19 protein-coding genes are annotated in these 19,109 nt (G+C 42.3%); 4 read left to right on the top strand and 15 right to left on the bottom strand.

From position 1 onward, the window contains the following. Positions 1–5: 5 nt before the first annotated feature. The 4 genes from murC to C1G57_RS02355 form a co-directional block, all read right to left on the bottom strand. Positions 6–1,337 carry a UDP-N-acetylmuramate--L-alanine ligase gene (gene murC, locus C1G57_RS02370; RefSeq protein WP_105113599.1) on the bottom strand — a complete coding sequence of 444 codons (1,332 nt, stop codon included), beginning with the start codon at positions 1,335–1,337 and terminating at the stop codon, positions 6–8. Between the two features lies 1 nt (position 1,338). Further along, positions 1,339–2,001 carry a hypothetical protein gene (locus C1G57_RS02365; RefSeq protein ID WP_105113598.1) on the bottom strand — a complete coding sequence of 221 codons (663 nt, stop codon included), beginning with the start codon at positions 1,999–2,001 and terminating at the stop codon, positions 1,339–1,341. Between the two features lie 185 nt (positions 2,002–2,186). Continuing rightward, positions 2,187–3,068, bottom strand: coding sequence for a fructokinase ScrK (gene scrK, locus C1G57_RS02360; protein WP_105113597.1), 882 nt, complete (start codon positions 3,066–3,068; stop codon positions 2,187–2,189). Positions 3,069–3,264: 196 nt separating this feature from the next. Continuing rightward, positions 3,265–5,154 (bottom strand): sucrose-specific PTS transporter subunit IIBC, encoded by a 1,890-nt coding sequence (locus C1G57_RS02355; protein WP_105113596.1) that lies wholly within the window; start codon positions 5,152–5,154, stop codon positions 3,265–3,267. A 203-nt stretch (positions 5,155–5,357) separates the two neighbouring features. Here C1G57_RS02355 and C1G57_RS02350 point away from each other — a divergent pair, with 203 nt between their 5' ends. Next, complete coding sequence (locus tag C1G57_RS02350; RefSeq protein WP_105113595.1) at positions 5,358–6,812, top strand: sucrose-6-phosphate hydrolase; 1,455 nt, start codon at positions 5,358–5,360, stop codon at positions 6,810–6,812. Beyond that, positions 6,793–7,758, top strand: a complete 966-nt coding sequence (locus C1G57_RS02345; protein ID WP_105113594.1) for a LacI family DNA-binding transcriptional regulator — start codon at positions 6,793–6,795, stop codon at positions 7,756–7,758. The genes C1G57_RS02350 and C1G57_RS02345 overlap by 20 nt, the downstream gene beginning before the upstream one ends. A 228-nt stretch (positions 7,759–7,986) precedes the next feature. On the opposite strand, the gene nusB is transcribed toward C1G57_RS02345, so the two are convergent. The 6 genes from nusB to uvrA all read right to left on the bottom strand — a co-directional run bounded on the left by nusB (position 7,987) and on the right by uvrA (position 15,109). Then, complete coding sequence (gene nusB / locus C1G57_RS02340; RefSeq protein ID WP_105113593.1) at positions 7,987–8,406, bottom strand: transcription antitermination factor NusB; 420 nt, start codon at positions 8,404–8,406, stop codon at positions 7,987–7,989. After that, entirely contained in the window at positions 8,396–8,788 is a 393-nt protein-coding gene (locus tag C1G57_RS02335; protein ID WP_105113592.1) for an Asp23/Gls24 family envelope stress response protein, read from the bottom strand. The genes nusB and C1G57_RS02335 overlap by 11 nt, the downstream gene beginning before the upstream one ends. A 26-nt stretch (positions 8,789–8,814) precedes the next feature. After that, positions 8,815–9,372, bottom strand: coding sequence for an elongation factor P (gene efp / locus C1G57_RS02330; RefSeq protein WP_029998462.1), 558 nt, complete (start codon positions 9,370–9,372; stop codon positions 8,815–8,817). A gap of 260 nt (positions 9,373–9,632) precedes the next feature. Beyond that, positions 9,633–10,694: a M24 family metallopeptidase gene (locus C1G57_RS02325; protein ID WP_105113591.1), complete on the bottom strand. Its 1,062-nt coding sequence runs from the start codon at positions 10,692–10,694 to the stop codon at positions 9,633–9,635. Positions 10,695–10,814: 120 nt separating this feature from the next. Then, complete coding sequence (locus C1G57_RS02320; RefSeq protein WP_161941090.1) at positions 10,815–12,161, bottom strand: DUF1266 domain-containing protein; 1,347 nt, start codon at positions 12,159–12,161, stop codon at positions 10,815–10,817. A gap of 122 nt (positions 12,162–12,283) precedes the next feature. Continuing rightward, positions 12,284–15,109, bottom strand: a complete 2,826-nt coding sequence (gene uvrA / locus C1G57_RS02315) for an excinuclease ABC subunit UvrA (protein ID WP_105113589.1) — start codon at positions 15,107–15,109, stop codon at positions 12,284–12,286. 315 nt (positions 15,110–15,424) lie between these two features. Between uvrA and C1G57_RS02310 the strand changes: the two genes are divergently transcribed. Both C1G57_RS02310 and C1G57_RS02305 read left to right on the top strand, forming a co-directional pair. Further along, positions 15,425–16,369, top strand: a complete 945-nt coding sequence (locus C1G57_RS02310; RefSeq protein WP_105113588.1) for a magnesium transporter CorA family protein — start codon at positions 15,425–15,427, stop codon at positions 16,367–16,369. A gap of 15 nt (positions 16,370–16,384) precedes the next feature. After that, positions 16,385–17,041: a DUF1129 domain-containing protein gene (locus tag C1G57_RS02305; protein WP_105113587.1), complete on the top strand. Its 657-nt coding sequence runs from the start codon at positions 16,385–16,387 to the stop codon at positions 17,039–17,041. 283 nt (positions 17,042–17,324) lie between these two features. Here C1G57_RS02305 and rpsR read toward each other — a convergent pair whose 3' ends face one another. From rpsR to C1G57_RS11635, 5 genes are all read right to left on the bottom strand, one after another. After that, on the bottom strand, positions 17,325–17,564 hold the full coding sequence (gene rpsR / locus C1G57_RS02300) for a 30S ribosomal protein S18 (RefSeq protein ID WP_002939250.1): 240 nt from the start codon (positions 17,562–17,564) through the stop codon (positions 17,325–17,327). 32 nt (positions 17,565–17,596) lie between these two features. After that, positions 17,597–18,091 (bottom strand): single-stranded DNA-binding protein, encoded by a 495-nt coding sequence (locus C1G57_RS02295; RefSeq protein WP_105113586.1) that lies wholly within the window; start codon positions 18,089–18,091, stop codon positions 17,597–17,599. Positions 18,092–18,102: 11 nt separating this feature from the next. Continuing rightward, on the bottom strand, positions 18,103–18,393 hold the full coding sequence (gene rpsF, locus C1G57_RS02290) for a 30S ribosomal protein S6 (protein WP_024418487.1): 291 nt from the start codon (positions 18,391–18,393) through the stop codon (positions 18,103–18,105). Positions 18,394–18,641: 248 nt separating this feature from the next. Continuing rightward, entirely contained in the window at positions 18,642–18,881 is a 240-nt protein-coding gene (locus tag C1G57_RS02285; protein ID WP_105113585.1) for a hypothetical protein, read from the bottom strand. Beyond that, entirely contained in the window at positions 18,878–19,090 is a 213-nt protein-coding gene (locus tag C1G57_RS11635) for a MerR family transcriptional regulator (RefSeq protein WP_105113649.1), read from the bottom strand. The genes C1G57_RS02285 and C1G57_RS11635 overlap by 4 nt, the downstream gene beginning before the upstream one ends. Positions 19,091–19,109: the final 19 nt, after the last annotated feature.

Below are 19,109 nucleotides of genomic sequence, written 5' to 3'. Positions count from 1 at the left end.
TCTTCTTATTGAACATTATTTGTCAAGCTGGAAAGCAATCTTTCAAATGAATACTCATAAGACTGAATATCTCCAGCCCCCATAAATACATAGACAGCATTGTCATGATCCAAAAGCGGCGAGGTATTTTCGACAGTAACCAGACCACCTTTTTTATTGATTTTAGCTGCCAGATCTTCTACCTTAACCTGACCATTATCTGTTTCACGCGCCGAACCGTAAATCTGTGCCAAGTAAACAGCGTCTGCTCCATTTAGGGCTTCCGCAAATTCATCCAAAAGGGCAATGGTTCGCGTAAAGGTGTGAGGTTGGAAAATAGCTACCAACTCCTTGCTTGGATACTTCTGACGAGCCGCGTCAATGGTCGCAATGATTTCTGTTGGATGGTGGGCAAAGTCATCAATGATGACTGTATCGTTGACAACCTTCTCTGTAAAGCGGCGTTTGACACCTGCAAAGGTCTTCAAGTGCTCTGCAACCAAGCTCAAATCAAAACCAGCCATGTGAAGGTTAGCAATAACGGCTGTTGCATTCATGACATTGTGCTTGCCAAAGGTTGGAATTTGGAACTCTCCCAATTCTTGTTCTTTGTGACGGACCTTGAACTGTGAACCAGTCGTCGATGGTTTCAAATCATAGGCTACAAAGTCATTGTCTGGACCTGTTCCGTAGTAGTAGATTGGGGCATTAGCCGTAATCCGACGCAGCTGCTCGTCTTCACCATAGACAAACAGACCTTTTTTGACTTGTTTGGCATAATCGTTAAAGGCGTTAAAGACATCCTCTAGGCTGGTGAAGTAATCTGGATGATCAAAGTCAATGTTAGTAATGATGCTGTACTCAGGATAGTAAGGGGCAAAATGGCGCTCATACTCATCTGACTCAAAGACAAAATACTGGGCATTGGCTGAGCCACGACCTGTTCCATCTCCAATCAGGAAAGAGGTGTCTGTGATATTGCGCATCACATGGGCCAAAAGTCCTGTCGTTGATGTCTTACCGTGGGCACCTGCTACACCAAGGCTGGTAAAGCCCTTCATAAATTCACCCAAGAATTCATGGTAGCGTTTGTAGCTAAAGCCCTGTGCATCGGCAAATGCAATCTCCACATTGTTATCTGGACGGAAGGCATTTCCAGCGATTAGTTCAACATCAGCCGTGATATTTTTCTCATCGAAAGGTAAAATGTCGATACCTGCTTGTTCCAAGCCACGTTGAGTGAAGTAGTATTTCTCTACATCACTTCCCTGAACCTTGTAGCCCATTTGGTGCAACATCAGTGCCAAGGCACTCATGCCTGAACCTTTAATTCCGATAAAATGATAGGTTTTTGTCATGTTAGTCCTCTTCTATAGTTGTTAAATTTAATTCCTGTGCAATGCGACGATCTCTTTGTTGCTGGCGCTCAGGATAGTTATAAACCTGGCTTTTCTTCAAAAAGTCATAGGAATTTTTTCTCACCGGTTGCTCCTGCTCACGATCCTCTTTTTTCAAGGAATAGACCGCAGGAATATCTGCCAAGATATAGTCTGTCTGACGAAGCTTATCTGCCAAGTGGGACAAGGTTCCTGCCTTCACCTCTGGTGTTGGGCTAACAGGTGGCTTGACAAAGACCTTGGCCGGCGTTGGTTTTTCATCTCTCAGGTAGGTTGCAGACCGTTTCTTCTTCAAATCCTCACGGGCTTGCTCACGGGCCACTTGACCCTGAGTCTTAACCTGAGTTGGTTTGGCTTGGGTATATTGTTGCAGACGCTCTCTCCGCGAATAATGACTGGATTTGGCCTCAAAGAGTGGAGGCAAGAGGTCATCGTCTGTCACAAGGCGACCAGTCTCTCTTATCGCTGGCTGACTAGATGATACACCAGCAAATTCTTTTTCTTGATAAGGCCCCTTGATATTACTAATCAAGTCGCTTTCATCATATAAACTCATAATTGGATTTACTCCTACTAGCACTTCATTATCAGCTACTAGCGGAAATCTTTTCTCTTTTCTAATCATAAGTTAGTCCTTTCAAAAACCTATTATACCATACTTGAGCAGTATTTGCCTAATTCTATGTTGGATGATAGGAATCCTATTCCCTTCTTCGTCTTTACCTCTTCGTCTTTACAAGAGTCTTTCCCTTACATCCTTTCGCACCAGCTTTTTAGCCACAAAAAAATCCGAATAACTCGGATTTTCCTTTATTTTTCAGATACTTGTTTTGCCAAGGCAAAGTTACCAAGTGTAGCTGAACCATTTTCAGCAACAGCCGGCGTTACAATGTAGTCTTTGACATCAGGTGTTGGAAGGTAATCGTTCATCAAACCAACGAATTTTTCACGCACACGATTGAGCATGTGTTCTTGTGCCATAACGCCACCACCAAATACAATGACTTGAGGACGGTAGAGCAGAGTTGCCTGAACAGCTGCTTGAGCAATGTAATAGGCTTGAACATCCCAGACATCTGAGTTGAGTTCAATCAACTCACCACGGATACCAGTACGACCTTCAAGAGAAGGACCCGCTGCCAATCCTTCTAAACAACCATTATGGAATGGGCAAGTTCCATTAAACTCATGCTTGACATCATATGGATGCAAAGCTACGTAAGTATGACCAGCTTCTGTATGGCCCAAACCACCGATAAATTCACCATTTTGGATAGCACCAGCACCGATACCCGTACCGATAGTATAGTAAACCAGGCTCTTAACACCCTTACGAACCAAGGTTTCACCATAGGCTGATGAGTTAACATCTGTCGTGAAGTAGAATGGGATATTAAATTCCTTGGCGATCAAACCAAGCAAGTCAATATTTGACCAGTGTGGTTTTGGTGTTGATGTGATGTAACCGTAGGTCTGTGAATTTTGGTCAATATCAATTGGACCGAATGAACCAATGGCAATACCTGCCAAACGGTCTTCATAGCGTTTGAAGAATTCTACTGTACGTTCAATGGTCTCATATGGTGTTGTCGTTGGAAATTGTGTTTTTTCAATTACTTGAAAGTTCTCATCACCGACAGCACATACAAATTTTGTACCACCAGCTTCCAAGCTTCCGTATAGTTTTGTCATCTGAATATCTCCTATTTTTTATTTGTTCTATTATACCACAGAAAGAAACAGAAGAAAAAGGCTTACCGCCTTTTTCTAAATATTTTTACTTCTAGGCTCTCATCTTACTTTCAGTACTAGGCAACGAGCTGCAGGCATAACTGAAGTACGCCAAAGCGAGTTAACGAAGTAATGAAAGCAAAGAGGGGGGCTAGAATTATTTAGCAACTTTCAAGAAGTCAGCACCATGAGCAATTGTACCTTCAGCAAGTGGTGAAACTTCTGTGAAATCTGCAGTGTTTGTCACGATGATCATCGTTGTATCATCAAGACCTGCTTCAGCAATCTTAGCTGCATCGAATTTAGCAAGTGGCGTACCAGCTTTTACCTTATCGCCTGCTGCTACCAATTTCTCAAATCCATTACCGTTCATTGATACTGTATCAATACCGATATGGATCAGGATTTCAGCACCTGAAGCTGTTTTCAAGCCATAAGCGTGACCTGTTTCAAAAGCAATAGTTACTTCTGCATCTGCTGGTGCGTAAACAACACCTTCAGTTGGCTTAACTGCCAAACCTTTACCCATAGCTCCTGATGAGAAAACTGGGTCATTTACATTTTCAAGAGCAACAACATCACCTGAAAGTGGAGATACAAGAGTTTCTTCAGCTACAAGTCCTGTCTCTGCTTCTTCAAGCGTTTTTGCTGTTTCTTGTGCTGAAGCGCTAGGCTTTTTTACATCTTTCTCCTCATCTTCATAACCGAAGAAGTAAGTCAAAGCAAAACCAAGGGCAAATGATACAGCTACCATGAAGATGTATGGAAGAATCTGACCATTACCTGCATAAAGTGTCAAACCTGGGATGATGGTAACACCCATACCTGTGCCCGCAAGGCCAAGGATTGACGCAACTGCACCACCAATCGCACCAGCAATCAATGAAAGAAGGAATGGCTTACGGAAACGCAAGTTAACACCGAAGATAGCTGGCTCAGTAATACCGAGGAAGGCAGAAAGAGCTGCTGGGAAAGCAAGAGCTTTCAATTTAGGATTTTTAGTTTTCACACCAACCGCTACTGTAGCAGCACCTTGTGCTGTCATAGCTGCAGTGATGATAGCGTTGAATGGGTTAGCACCAGTGTTTGCTACCAATTGAGCTTCCAAGAAGTTGAAGATATGGTGAACACCTGATACCACGATAACTTGGTGAACACCACCGATAAGGAGACCACCAAGACCCATTGGCAAGTTCAAGATAGCTTGTGTACCAGCCAAGATGTAGTTTTCAACCACGTGGAAGACTGGACCAATGACAAACAAGCCAAGGATAGACATAACAAAGAGAGTTACGAATGGTGTTACCAAGAGGTCAAGAACTTCTGGAACAACCTTGCGGACAGCTTTTTCAAATTTAGCACCAATCAAACCGACGATGAAGGCTGGCAATACTGAACCTTGCAAACCTACAACTGGGATGAAACCGAAGAAGATAGTTGGTTTCACATCGCCACCTGATGCTACAACCCAAGCGTTTGGCAACTGACCCGCAATGAGCATCATACCAAGAACGATACCGATTGTTTGGTTACCACCGAATACACGGAAAGTTGACCATACTACCAAGGCTGGCAATACGATGAATGCTGTATCTGTCAAGATTTGTGAGTAAACGTTCAAATCTTCTGGAAGAGTATAACCAAGAGCTCCAAGAAGGCCACGAAGACCCATGAAAAGACCAGTTGCTACGATCGCAGGAATGATTGGAACGAATACGTCACCGAATGTACGGATTGCACGTTGGAAAGCATTACCTTGTTTCGCAGCTTCCGCTTTTTGCTCACCAGTAGTCGCTGTTGGCAAACCAAGGGCAACGACTTCATCGTAGATTTTGTTTACTGTACCAGTACCAAAGATGATTTGGTATTGACCTGAGTTAAAGAAAGCACCTTGTACTTTTTCGATGTCTTCGACTGTATCCTTGTCGATTTTTCCTTCATCAACAACCATGACACGAAGGCGAGTCGCACAGTGGGCAACACTACGTACGTTCTCACGTCCGCCAAGGGCGTCAATGACTTTTTTTGCAATTTCTGTATTGTTCATCTTGCAAAAATCTCCTTATAAATATTATTTGTTTTTGAAAGTGTTTTCACTCTTTCGATGGTTTAATTATATCACTTTTACAAAATATGTCAAACGTTTTGCAGAATTTTTTAAAAAATTCTTAAAATCATGGTAAAAGCTTGATTTTTAACAAGAAAACGTTTACTATAATAATTGAAATATTAGATAAAATTGGAGATAGTATGGCTTTTACTACTGAAGAACGTTACAGAGCTTACGCTGACTGGACACCTGAATACATTGAAAAAATCAAGAAAAACACTGAAAGTTCCCCTTGGAGAACCAACTTTCATATTGAAACTCCACACGGGCTTTTAAACGATCCAAATGGCTTTTCATATTTCAACGGAAAATGGACCCTCTTCTACCAGTACTTCCCATTCGGTGCTGCACATGGCTTAAAATCATGGATACATACTGAATCAACGGACTTGGTGCACTTTGAAGAAACTGGTACGGTGATGTATCCCGATACACCACTTGATAGCCACGGAGCCTACTCAGGTTCTGCTATGGAATTTGGCGACAAACTCTTCCTCTTCTATACAGGAAATGTTCGTGATGAAAATTGGGTCCGCCACCCCTACCAAATCGGTGCCTTGATGGACAAGGATGGAAATATCGAAAAAATTAACAAAATCTTGATTGACCAACCAGAAGATACGACAGACCACTTCCGCGATCCGCAAATCTTCAACTACAAAGGCCAATATTATGCCATTGTCGGTGGACAAAACTTGGACAAGAAAGGGATTGTCAAACTTTATAAGGCTGAAAACAATGACTACCTCAACTGGACCTTGGTCGGCGATTTGGATTTTGCAAACGACTTAACTGCCTATATGATGGAATGTCCAAATATTGCATTCGTCGGTGAGCAACCAATCCTTCTCTACTGCCCACAAGGGTTGGACAAAGAAGTCTTGGACTACGGCAACATCTATCCAAATATGTACAAGATTGGTCAGAGCTTTGATCCTGAAACAGCAACTATTGTTGAACCAAGTGAATTGATCAACTTAGACTACGGATTTGAGTGCTACGCAACGCAAGCCTTCAACGCTCCAGATGGTCGCACCTTGTCAGTCAGCTGGTTGGCTCTTCCCGATGTGGAATACCCAACAGATGCTTATGATTACCAAGGCTGTTTGTCATTGGTTAAAGAATTATCTATCAAGGACGGTAAACTTTATCAGTACCCTGTGGAAGCCATTACCAGCCTTCGCCAAGAAGCTCAGCCATTTTCAAACCAAAGCGAAACCAACAATGTTTATGAATTGGAACTTGATTTTTCAGCAGATACTAAGCATGAAATCGTTCTATTCGCAAATAAAGACAATCAGGGTCTTGTCTTGACTGTCGATACAGAGAAGGGACAGATTACAGTGGACCGTGAACATTGTGGCCAGCCATTTGCTTTAGATTTCGGTACAAGCCGCTCATGTGCTATTGAGGCAGGTGCATTAACTGCCAATATCTTCATTGACAAATCAGTCTTTGAAATTTTCATCAATAAAGGAGAAAAGGTATTTTCTGGTCGTGTCTTCCCTCATGCAGATCAAAATGGTATCGCCATCACTGCTGGCAATCCGACTGGAACCTACTACCATTTAGATTATGGTCGCAAAACTAACTGATGTCGCCCAGCTTGCTGGAGTTAGCCCGACAACGGTTTCTCGTGTTATCAATAAAAAGGGCTACTTATCGGAAAAAACGGTCCGCAAAGTTGAAGAAGCCATGCGAGAACTAGGCTACAAACCTAATAACTTAGCGCGTAGTTTGCAAGGTAAGTCTGCCAAGCTAGTTGGTTTGATTTTCCCTAATATCAACAATATATTCTATGCCGAGTTAATTAGCCATTTGGAAAGCCAACTCTTCAACCGTGGTTACAAGACGATTATTTGCAATAGCCAGCATGAATCCGAAAAGGAAAGAGAATACTTGGAGATGTTGGCTGCCAACCAGGTGGATGGGATCATTTCAGGCAGTCATAACTTGGGGATCAAGGACTACGACCGTGTATCCGCACCGATCATTGCCTTTGACCGCAACCTGTCCCCTTCCATCCCAGTTGTATCTTCTGATAACCATGCCGGAGGTGTTCTGGCAGCCCGTACTCTTAAAAAATCAGGCTGCCAACGTCCGATTATGATTTCTGGTAATGACGATTCCAATTCACCGACTGGACTTCGTCAATTAGGCTTTCTTTCTATCCTACCAGATGCCATCGTTTATCACGTATCTAGTGACTTTACTCCTGTTCGCAAAGAAATGGAAATCCGTACCATCATCGAAAAACACCAGCCGGATGGGATTTTTGTATCCGGTGATGCGACAGCTATGTTGGTCTGGAATGTAGCACGTTCACTCAATCTCTCCATTCCTCGCGATATAAAGCTCATCGGCTATGATGGAACCCATTTTATTGAAAACTTCTATCCTCAACTAACGACTATCAAACAACCCTTAGATGACATTGCTAAACTTATGGTTGATTTATTGATTGATACAATCGAGGGTAAGGAATTGAGTAAGCATAACTACATCCTACCGGTATCCCTGTTAGCAGGGGCCAGCATTTAATTGTCATTCAAAACTGTACTTGATAGAAATCGGGTACGGTTTTTTATAGTCTTTTAGTTTACTTTTAGTACTCGCTTCAAAGGTTCGGGGAACCTTTGAAGGCTGGAGATTGGGCGAAGCAATTTCGCCTCAATAGCCGCAGGCATAACTAGAGTTAGGCAAGGCGAGTTAACGAAGTAATAAAAGAAAAACTAAATGACGATTGCCCAAAAACAAAAAGAAACCTGATTAGGCTTCTTCTTTCACAAATTGGCTCAAAACACCGTTAACGAACTTGGCTGAAGCTTCGTCTGAGAATTCTTTGGCTAGCTCGATAGCTTCATTGACAGCTACACGGTCTGGAGTTTCTTCGAAATGCAAGATTTCAAAAAGACCCAAACGCATGATGTTCTTATCAATCAAGGTTAAGCGGTCCAAGGTCCAGCCAGCTTTTAATCGGCTAGACAAGTCCTTGTCCAATTCCTCACGGTAATCTGCAACACCATTGACAAGATTGAGGAGGAAAAGTGGAATTTCAATGCCGTCTTGTTCCTCTTCTTGATCGTAAAGATAAGAGAATTGAGCTGCCTGAACAGGTTCTTGACCAAATTCTAGGGATACGATCGCCTGCAAAGCACACTTACGCAGGGCATGTCTATTATTCTTCATCGAGGAAATCCTCTCCGAATAAATCTTTCAAGGCTGGTTTAGGTGTTTTGTCAGGAACAATGCCGTTAACATGGATATTGACAGCATTGACTTCAACTTCCGCATAGTTAAAGATAGCGGTTTTGACTGTACGTTGAATATCCATAGACACAGCTGGAACATTGACACCGTACTCTAGGTAAACATAGATGTCTGCTGTTACCTTACCTTCTTCATCCGTTTGAAGATAGACGCCTTTATTTAAGGATGTTTTTGACCAAGTATCTGCAACACGTTTGTTTTGGAGAGAATGTACTCCTTCTACTTTGGCTGCTGCAATACCTGTAATCACTTCAAGAACGCGTGGTGCAATAACAATTTCACCTTGGTATTCTGTTGTCATAAGCTCTCCTTTCTAGGAGGAAACGATTAAGCGCGTGATACGTAAGTTCCCTCAGCTGTGTTAATCACAAGTTTTTGACCTGCTTCGATAAAGTCTGGTACGTTTACCACCAAACCTGTTTCCATTGTAGCTGGTTTACCTGAACCAGTCACAGTAGCACCTTTGATAGATGGTTGGGTTTCTGCTACAACCAATTCAACAGTTGTTGGTACAGTCACACCGATTACTTCTGTTCCGTAGAACTGGATTTTCACATCTGAGTTTTCCAAGATGTAGAGCAATTCTTCTTTGATAGTCGCTACTGGAATTTCATACTGGTCGTATGTTTCAGTATTCATGAAGAAAGCTGTATCATCCATTTGGTAAAGATATTGTGCTGGAACAGTTTCGATGATGGCTTGTTCAAATTTTTCATCTGGACGGTAAGTTGTATCGAAAGTAGAACCTGTACGCACATCACGCAATTTCATACGCATGATTGTGTTCCCCTTACCTGGCTTGTGGTGGCTAGCTTCCAAAACCTTAATCAATTTTCCTTCAGCTTCGAAGGTCATACCTGCTCTAAGTTTACTTGCTTCAATCATTGTATTGAATACCTCTTCAAAAATTTATTTATTCGTTTTATTTTACCACAAACTGACAAATTTCTCAAATCTTCTAATACTACATTAGAAAATACTCCTAGTTTATAGTTTATCAGTTTACTTTTAGTACTAGGCAACGAGCTGAAGGCTGTACTAAGGTACGGCGAGGCGAGTTCAAATACTCCAGTGGAGTATTTGAAGTTGGAAATATCGAAACGAAGTTTCCTCATTTGCCGACGTAATAAAAGATAAACTGAAAACTATAGAACAATCAATTCTTTTGGAGCTAAGGTCAAGACTTCACAGCCATTTTCCGTGATTAGCAAATCATCTTCGATACGGACACCGTATTTGTCATCCAAATAAATTCCAGGCTCATCCGTCAAGACCATTCCTGCCTTGATAGGTTCGTCAGATTTTCCAAAATATGGATACTCATGAATATCCAAGCCGATTCCGTGACCGATGCCATGGGTGAAGTTGGCTCCGTAACCCGCCGCATTGATAATCTCACGAGGAATCGCATCAAACTCTCGGTAAGTCACACCCTCTTTGGCCTGCTCAATCAAGGCTTTATTGGCACGCAAGACCACATCGTAAATTTCTCGCTCCTGATCAGTAACATGGCCGATATGGATAGTCCGCGTCATATCGCTGACATAATGCTGGTAGTAACAACCAAAGTCCAAGGTCAAGCTTTCACCAGTTTGGATTAGCTTTTCTGAAGCTCTTCCGTGGGGCATGGCAGAGCGGTAACCAGACGCTACGATAAACTCAAACGATGCCCCTTCTGCACCGAGTTGACGCATGCGGTGATCCAGAAAATGATTGACATCCATCTCAGTCGTCTGACCTGGCTTGATAAAGTCAAGAACATCCATAAAAGCCTGATCCGAAATCTGACAAGCACGACGAATGGTCGCAATTTCTTTCTCGTCCTTAATCATACGCAAGTCTTCAATAAAGTTGGACATAGCGACCAACTGATACCCCTCAAAAATGCTGGTCAGACTTTGATAGAAACCATAAGTTACCTCGCTATCAAAACCAATTTTTTCAAGATGATCTTCTTTTATTAGCTTGGCAATCTCTTCAAGAGCAAAACGGCTGTCGATAATATCAAAGCCTTGCACTGTCGCCTTGGCAATCAAAGTATAGCGTGCATCCGTTACAAACAAACGGCGTTTGCCACTGATGAATACAGTTGCCTCTGTTCCCCAAAAACCTGTCAGGTAATAAATATTGTTCTGACCTGTTACCAAAATCCCATCCACATCTGATTGGGCTAATTTTGCTTCAAATTTTTCAAGTCTTTTTTGCATTCTACACCTCCAAAGATTTTGTAACTATTATAGCAGAAATGCGGGCAAATACCAATTTTTTCCAGCAGCAAAATAAAAAGCCGCTAATGCGACTTTTTGAACAACTCAACCAGTTTCCTCTCATTTCCCTTTGAATTCACGAATTCGTTGTGGAATACTCTCTAGGAACTGATTCATTTTTTCTTGCCATTCCTTTTCAAGTGCTTTTCTTTCTTGAGAATTTAGGCTTGATAATGTGTCTTCATTTAAACCAATTTCACTTAAAACTGGACTGACATCAGAAATAACCTTTTTATCCAAAAGGATTCTGCTCTCTTTAAATTCTAAATCAAGGGAAGCCTGTAAAGGAACTTGGTCCCAAGGGATTTTAACCAGTGCAGGTTTTCCGAATAATTTTTTCTTAAAGGTGTATGCTGCTTCTTCCGTAAACAAGACAGTTATACTGAAAACACCTTTAAACATGGCAAAAATATGTTCATTCTGTAATTCAGGGTATTTTTTGTAACAATCCCAAAATTCGCTGGCTGAATAATAGCTGGCAAATTCTGTCGGCAACAGAATTGTGTCTTGTTCTTTCAGATTCTTTTCTGTAATCAGCCATTCCAGATTGTTCTCAACCAGTGGTGTCCAAAAAACATAGTCCGCAAGCTGACTTAGATAATCATAACGATTGGTATCAATCAAATTTGTGTCTATGTATTTTTCATCAAAGTAAGCAATCAAGGCATTTGAAGGTGCATTCAAGCCTGGAATCTGCCCCTTATAATCGACAAGATTTTGTCTGGATTTGATATCTGTAAGAATTTCCTCGGGCAAGAAGTTTTCTAACAAGGCTGTCAAATGAGCCAAGTCGTGATTTGCCCAAAACGTCCCATAGGCAAATACATTGGTCGGTGCAATACAGAAGGAATAAATATCTATGATGTAATCTTCAACACTTTTAATGGTTTCTGAAGCTGGGATAAATTGAAGCAATTTTCCAAGTACACAAGATGCTAGATACTGTTCCCAAGTTTGATAACCATTTCTGATACGTTCCGTTTGCTTAGTAAAGAGTTCCTCAAATTCTTCTTTGGAAATCAAGCGAGCTGCATAGGATTTCGTTAAGACATCAATAATACGGCAATCGTCAAAGCCTTGGATGTTTCGAGAATCTGTTAATTCATGTAAAGAAAGATAAAATTCTTTTACCTCTGAATTCTCTATTCCATTGAGAAATGAAGAAATATCTTCTAAAGCATGATAATCACCATTTTCAAGCTTGGCAATTTCTTCCTTCAAACTCGACTCATCCGTAATACCATAGTTTGTTTCCAACATGGTTCTCAGCATACTTCTTGTCGTAATGTTGACACCTGGCATGACGACACTCAGTAGTTCTTTTTCGATAAATTGTCTATTCACTACATTCGCAAAAACCGAGCTATATCGGTATGGACTGCAGAGTAAAACGTATTCAGATTGCATGGACATCTCCTTATTGAAACCTTATTTTTTCTATTATAGCGAATTTATGCCATTTAAGCAATTGCAAGTAAAAAAAAGTATTCTCAAGAGTAAAAAAGAGCCGACGGCTCTTTTTTACTTGCTTATTTCAACTTAGTTTTCAGATACTGGCCTGTAAAGCTGGCTGGATTTTGAGCCACTTCTTCTGGCGTTCCTGTCGCGACAACGGTACCGCCACCGACACCGCCTTCTGGCCCCATGTCGATAATGTGGTCAGCCGTCTTGATCACATCCAGATTGTGCTCGATGACAAGGACAGTGTTGCCGTCATCGACAAATCGGGCCAAGACCTTGAGTAATTGGGCAATGTCCTCAGTATGTAGGCCAGTCGTTGGCTCGTCCAGGATATACAAAGACTTACCAGTTGACCGCTTGTGGAGTTCAGAAGCCAATTTCATCCGCTGAGCCTCACCACCCGAAAGAGTTGTCGCAGGTTGCCCCAAAGTCACATAGCCCAAGCCCACATCTTGAATGGTGCGGAGCTTGCGTTCGATTTTTGGAATGTGTTTGAAGAACTCGACCGCATCATTAACCGTCATATCAAGGACCTGAGCGATATTTTTCTCCTTGTAGTGTACTTCCAAGGTTTCAGAATTGTAGCGATGTCCATGACAGACTTCACAAGGAACAAAGACATCAGGCAGGAAGTGCATTTCAATCTTGATAATCCCATCACCCGAACAGGCTTCACAACGACCACCTTTGACGTTAAAGGAGAAACGCCCCTTCTTGTAGCCACGGATTTTGGCTTCATTTGTCTGGGCAAAGAGGTCACGAATATCGTCAAAGACACCTGTGTAGGTAGCTGGGTTGGAACGTGGTGTCCGTCCAATCGGGCTTTGGTCAATGTCAATCAGGCGGTCCAAGTGTTCAATTCCTGAAATGGTTTTAAACTTGCCTGGCTTGTCCGAATTGCGATTGAGTTTCTGGGCGATAGCTTTTTTCAAAATGGAGTTGACCAGAGTTGACTTACCAGATCCAGACACCCCTGTCACCGCAACAAATTTTCCGAGTGGAAAACGGACCGTTACATCTTGCAGATTGTTTTCCTTGGCACCTGTTACCTCTAGGAAACGACCATTTCCGACACGGCGTTCTAGAGGGACTGGAATTTCTCGTTTGCCAGACAGGTACTGACCTGTAATGGATTTCTTGTTTTTAGCTACTTGGGCAGGCGTTCCAGAGGCCACGATTTCTCCACCGAAGACACCTGCGCCTGGACCGATATCAATCAACCAGTCCGCCTCACGCATGGTGTCCTCATCATGCTCCACCACAATCAAGGTATTGCCCAAATCACGCATCTTTTTCAGACTAGCAATCAGGCGGTCATTGTCCCGCTGGTGCAAACCAATCGACGGCTCATCTAAGATGTAAAGAACACCAGATAGGTTGGAGCCAATCTGGGTCGCCAGACGAATCCGCTGACTCTCCCCACCCGAAAGGGTACCTGCTGCTCGGGACAATGTCAGGTAATTCAAACCTACGTTATTAAGGAAGGACAGGCGGTCCTTGATTTCCTTGACAATCGGTGTCGCAATGGTGGCTTCATTTTCAGACAAGGTCAGATTTTCAATGACTTCCAGATGATCCGCTACGGACAAGTCAGACAACTGCCCGATATGAAGTCCCTTCTCACCACCGACCTTGACAGATAAGGCTTGGTCATTGAGGCGATAGCCGTGGCAGGTCCCACAGGTCAATTCATTCATGTAAGTCTTCATGACTGTCCGTGTATAATCACTATTGGTTTCACGGTAACGGCGGTTGATGTTGGTAATCAAGCCCTCGAATGGAATGTCAATATCCCGCACCCCACCGAACTCATTTTCATAATGGAAATGGAATTCCTTCCCGTCAGAACCGTTGAAAATCAGGTTTTTCTCCTCTTCCGTCAATTCCTCGAAAGGCTTGTCCATGTCCACACCAAAATGGTTCATAGCTTGCTCCAGCATCTGAGGATAGTAGTTGGAAGAGATTGGATTCCAAGGAGCCAAGGCACCGTCACGCAAGGTCTTGCTGGCATCTGGGACAATCAAATCCGTATCCACTTCCAGCTTCATGCCCAAACCGTCACAGTCGCTACAAGACCCAAAAGGAGCATTGAAAGAGAAGAGGCGAGGCTCCAACTCAGGCACCGTAAAGCCACAAACTGGACAGGCGTAGTACTCAGAGAAAAGCAGTTCCTTATCGTCCATGGTATCGATGATGACATAGCCGTCCGCAATCCGCAGGGCCGCCTCAATGGAGTCAAAAAGTCGCGAACGAATGCCTTCTTTGATGACAATCCGATCGACCACAACCTCAATGTTATGAGCCTTGCTCTTAGACAACTCAGGCACTTCCGACACATCATAGACATCTCCATTGACACGGACCCGAACATAGCCATCCTTCTGCACTTTCTCAAAAATGGTCTTGTGTAGCCCCTTTTTCTTTCGCACAATAGGTGCTAAAATCTGCAAACGCTGGCGTTCAGGCAATTCCAAGACCTCATCAACGATTTGTTCCACCGAAGAAGCCGCAATTGCACCATGACCATTGATACAGTAAGGCACCCCGACCCGAGCATAGAGCAAGCGGAGATAATCATTGATTTCAGTCGCCGTCCCAACCGTCGAACGAGGGTTACGCGAAGTTGTTTTTTGGTCTATGGAAATAGCAGGGCTGAGACCCTCTATGGAATCCACATCAGGTTTGTCCATGTTGCCCAAGAATTGACGAGCATAGGCTGATAGACTTTCCACATAACGACGTTGGCCTTCGGCATACAGAGTATCGAAAGCTAAACTCGACTTACCAGATCCCGACAAACCAGTCACCACCACCAACTTCTCACGCGGAATAGTCACATCAATATTTTTCAAATTATGGGCACGCGCCCCATGAATCACAATATTTTCTTGCATAATTTAAGATACAAAACACGTAAAACCTACGGTGAAAATAGGTGGTAAGTCCGAAATCTTTGATTTCTTAGACACAAAAACTCTCATCCGTATACACGGAAATGACCATTTTTCACACAGTGGTTAAGGCGTATTCAATTCCTTTCTTAAGAGGCTCTAAGCTGTACCATGAGAGATAAAAAAAGACCGTACAACTTACTCACTTAAATGTCTCCATATTATAACACATTTCTGCATAAAACCTTTCCGAAATAGTACATTTTTTGGTATAATAGAGGTTGCGTCAACGCATCAATGTACAAAGGAGGGCATCATATGAAACAGATTTTTCTATCAACCATGACTGATTTAGAAGAAATCCAAACCTTTGAACCTGGGGCTTGGATCAATTTGGTCAACCCCTCCCAGAGCGAGTCCATGGAAGTGGCTGAACACTATAAGATTGATATCGCTGACCTACGAGCACCGCTCGATGCGGAAGAATCTTCTCGTATCACCGTCGAAGATGATTACACACTAATCTTGGTGGACGTTCCTATTCTTGAAGAGCGAAATAATAAGACCTACTATATCACCATTCCGCTTGGTATTGTCTTGACCGCAGATGCCATTATCACCACTTGCTTGGAACCTCTGCCTCTCTTTGATCAATTTATCCATCGGAGACTGCGCAATTTCTATACTTTTATGCGGTCACGTTTTGTTTTCCAAATTTTGTACCGCAATGCACAACTCTACTTGTCAGCCCTACGGACTATCGACAGAAAGAGTGAAGAAATCGAAAAACAACTCCATGAAGCAACTCGTAACGAAGAATTAATCGTCCTCATGGAATTGGAAAAAACCATCGTCTACTTCAAGGCATCCCTTAAAACCAACGAACGGTTAGTCAAAAAGTTGGCTAGTTCTTCTCGTCTCCTTCGAAAATACGAAGAAGACGAAGATTTGCTGGAAGACACCTTGGTCGAAACACAACAGGCAATCGAGATGGCAGATATCTATGGTTCCATCCTGAATTCGATGACCCATGCCTTTGCCTCCATCATTTCCAACAACCAGAATACCATCATGAAAACCTTGGCCCTCATGACCATTGTCATGTCCATTCCAACCATGGTCTTCTCTGCCTATGGTATGAACTTTAAGGATAACATCATTCCCTTTAACGATATTCCCTACGCATTTTGGTGGATTATCCTCTTCGCCTTTGCCATCAGCTTATCATTAACCTTCTACTTCATTCGTAAGAGATGGTTCTAACATTAGGAGATTACAATGTCATTTACAGAATTTAAAGAATTAACCAAGAAAAACCAGGAATTCATCCACATCGCAACCAACCAGCTTATCAAAGATGGTAAGTCTGATAGTGAAATTAAAGAACTCTTGGAAGAAATCTTGCCGACTATTATCGAGAAACAAAAAACTGGCGTAACAGCTCGCAATCTCTATGGAGCACCAAGTGAGTGGGCAGCTAGCAAGAGCCTTTCTGAACAAGAGAAGAAAGACCAGGTAGAATACAACGAAAATCCTTGGTTGATGTGGCTGGATTCTAGTCTCTTTATGCTGGCTATCATCGCTGGTATCAATGGCTTGATGAACTTGTTAGGACAAGGTGCCCAATATGGATTCTTTACCCTCTTAGTTATTGGTTTTGGTGTCGGGGCAGGTATGTACTTTATGTATCACTTCGTTTACAGAGAGCAAATCAAAACTGGCCAACGCCCTAAATTACTGAAAGCAGTCCTCTTCCTTGGTCTTGCTACACTGGCGTGGTCACTTGTCTTCCTCTTGGCAGCACTAATCCCTACTAGCCTAAACCCTGTCTTGCCTCCACTTGTTACCATCCTTATTGGAGCTGCAGCTTTCGGAGGTCGCTACTTCTTGAAGAAGAAATACAATATCCGCAATGCCATGTCACCAGTTCAATAATAAAACAAAGCGATTGGAATATTCCAGTCGCTTTTATCCATCTATACAGTCCAGCTATCAAGACACCTGGAAATGCTATTCATTGACATAAGCCTGTATAATCAGCTGAAACAGACTGGATAGATAATATTCTTCACTTGCTTATTTTCAAGCTCATGAAAAAACAGTCCATACTGTTATTGCGCTTTTCATATTTCCAGAGCGCAAGAAAAAATGGTCCACTGGACCTACTCGCTTTCTCATTTTCAAGCTCATGAAAAAACAACCCGTCGGGGTTGTTTTTTTAATCTTCGTTTACGAATGGTAGCAATGCCATAACGCGAGCACGTTTGATAGCTGTTGTTACTTTACGTTGGTTTTTAGCTGAAGTTCCAGTTACACGGCGTGGAAGGATTTTTCCACGTTCAGAAATGAAACGGCTAAGAAGCTCAGTATCTTTGTAATCAACATATTCAATTTTGTTAGCTGCGATATAGTCAACTTTTTTACGGCGTTTGAAACCGCCACGACGTTGTTGAGCCATGTGTGTTCTCCTTTATATTATTATTTTCAGACCTAGAATGGCAGGTCATCGTCTGATATATCCATTGGATTGCTTGCTCCAAATGGACTTTCTTCTCGAGCGAAGTTTGGTGTAGATTGTGCAGGTGCTTGATAAGGCGAACTGTAATCATTCCCACCAGCAAACGAGTTGCCAGCCGAATAAGCACCACCTTGACCTTCACGGGCAGTACGGCTTTCCAAGAGTTGGAAACTATCTGCAAGCACCTCAGTCACGTAGACACGCTGTCCCTGCTGGTTATCATAGCTACGAGTCTGGATACGACCTGTAACACCAATCAGAGCACCTTTCTTAGCCCAATTCGCCAAATTCTCAGCTTGTTGACGCCAAATGACTACGTTGATAAAGTCCGTTTCACGCTCACCATTTTGATTTTTAAAATTGCGGTTAACCGCCAAAGTAAAAGTCGCAACAGCTTGGTTAGACGGAGTATAACGAAGTTCTGCATCACGGGTCATACGACCAACCAATACTACATTATTAATCATAAACTACCTTCTTACGCGTCAAGTTTGACAATCATGTGACGAAGAATGTCGCCGTTGATTTTTGACAAACGGTCAAACTCTTTAAGAGCTTCATCGTTGCTTGCTTCAACGTTAACGATATGGTACAAACCTTCGCGGAAATCTTTGATTTCGTATGCAAGGCGACGTTTTTCCCATGCTTTTGATTCAACGATCGTTGCACCGTTGTCAGTCAAGATAGAGTCAAAGCGTGCTACCAAAGCGTTTTTAGCTTCTTCTTCAATGTTTGGACGAATAATATAAAGAATTTCGTATTTAGCCATTGATATGTTCCTCCTTTTGGTCTAATGACTCATGGTCTAGCCACGAGTAAGTGAGGGATACTCACAGAAAATAATTATACCATAATATAGAAAATGTGCAAGCGAAAACAGCTTACTGAAAACAATTTCACGATTTTCGCAATTTTCCGTGTAAGAAAAAACAGCTTAAGAATCAGCTGTATGACTCAAAATGTTTCACTGGTATCTAATAATTCATTAACCATTTATTAAACTCAAAATAGCTTTAGCTATAAGTCAGTAGGATTTATTCTATTCGTTTCCATAACCGCTTCGTATAACTGAACTGGATTTTCAAAGTATAGACTTTGACGTAAAAATGATACTTCTGGCAACTGCTTTCGGACAACCAGGAATTCATAGTCTCCCTGCAGAACCTCTTGCAAAAATTCTTGCCGTCTGACTAATTTTTTTCTCAAGTGATCCTGACCTTGTCGGACAACCTGTAATTGATATTCTATCAGATTCATACTTGTTTGTATCTGACAGTCCTCAAAAAGTCCTTTATTTCTGCCAAGGTCAAACCCAAAGATTTTAATTCCTTGATGGTACTGAGTTTTTCATATTGCTCTACATGGTAAAAACGAACCCCACTCTCATTTTGAGAATAGGGTTTTAGGAGACCAATACGATCATAGTGCCGCAGGGTTTCGGAAGTTACCCCGCTCTTTTTGCAAATTGATTGATTGGTAGTAGGC

Origin of the sequence: Streptococcus suis (genome assembly GCF_002960425.1) — a bacterium.
GTDB classification, from domain to species: Bacteria; Bacillota; Bacilli; order Lactobacillales; family Streptococcaceae; genus Streptococcus; species Streptococcus suis_S.
This window is presented reverse-complemented; position numbering and strand designations above follow the sequence as displayed.

Bases quoted from the DNA above. Each gene is read 5' to 3' on its own strand.
- murC (WP_105113599.1), bottom strand. From the start codon at position 1,337: ATGACAAAAACCTATCATTTTATCGGAATTAAAGGTTCAGGCATGAGT.
- C1G57_RS02365 (WP_105113598.1), bottom strand. From the start codon at position 2,001: ATGATTAGAAAAGAGAAAAGATTTCCGCTAGTAGCTGATAATGAAGTG.
- scrK (WP_105113597.1), bottom strand. From the start codon at position 3,068: ATGACAAAACTATACGGAAGCTTGGAAGCTGGTGGTACAAAATTTGTA.
- C1G57_RS02355 (WP_105113596.1), bottom strand. From the start codon at position 5,154: ATGAACAATACAGAAATTGCAAAAAAAGTCATTGACGCCCTTGGCGGA.
- C1G57_RS02350 (WP_105113595.1), top strand. From the start codon at position 5,358: ATGGCTTTTACTACTGAAGAACGTTACAGAGCTTACGCTGACTGGACA.
- C1G57_RS02345 (WP_105113594.1), top strand. From the start codon at position 6,793: ATGGTCGCAAAACTAACTGATGTCGCCCAGCTTGCTGGAGTTAGCCCG.
- nusB (WP_105113593.1), bottom strand. From the start codon at position 8,406: ATGAAGAATAATAGACATGCCCTGCGTAAGTGTGCTTTGCAGGCGATC.
- C1G57_RS02335 (WP_105113592.1), bottom strand. From the start codon at position 8,788: ATGACAACAGAATACCAAGGTGAAATTGTTATTGCACCACGCGTTCTT.
- efp (WP_029998462.1), bottom strand. From the start codon at position 9,372: ATGATTGAAGCAAGTAAACTTAGAGCAGGTATGACCTTCGAAGCTGAA.
- C1G57_RS02325 (WP_105113591.1), bottom strand. From the start codon at position 10,694: ATGCAAAAAAGACTTGAAAAATTTGAAGCAAAATTAGCCCAATCAGAT.
- C1G57_RS02320 (WP_161941090.1), bottom strand. From the start codon at position 12,161: ATGCAATCTGAATACGTTTTACTCTGCAGTCCATACCGATATAGCTCG.
- uvrA (WP_105113589.1), bottom strand. From the start codon at position 15,109: ATGCAAGAAAATATTGTGATTCATGGGGCGCGTGCCCATAATTTGAAA.
- C1G57_RS02310 (WP_105113588.1), top strand. From the start codon at position 15,425: ATGAAACAGATTTTTCTATCAACCATGACTGATTTAGAAGAAATCCAA.
- C1G57_RS02305 (WP_105113587.1), top strand. From the start codon at position 16,385: ATGTCATTTACAGAATTTAAAGAATTAACCAAGAAAAACCAGGAATTC.
- rpsR (WP_002939250.1), bottom strand. From the start codon at position 17,564: ATGGCTCAACAACGTCGTGGCGGTTTCAAACGCCGTAAAAAAGTTGAC.
- C1G57_RS02295 (WP_105113586.1), bottom strand. From the start codon at position 18,091: ATGATTAATAATGTAGTATTGGTTGGTCGTATGACCCGTGATGCAGAA.
- rpsF (WP_024418487.1), bottom strand. From the start codon at position 18,393: ATGGCTAAATACGAAATTCTTTATATTATTCGTCCAAACATTGAAGAA.
- C1G57_RS02285 (WP_105113585.1), bottom strand. From the start codon at position 18,881: ATGAATCTGATAGAATATCAATTACAGGTTGTCCGACAAGGTCAGGAT.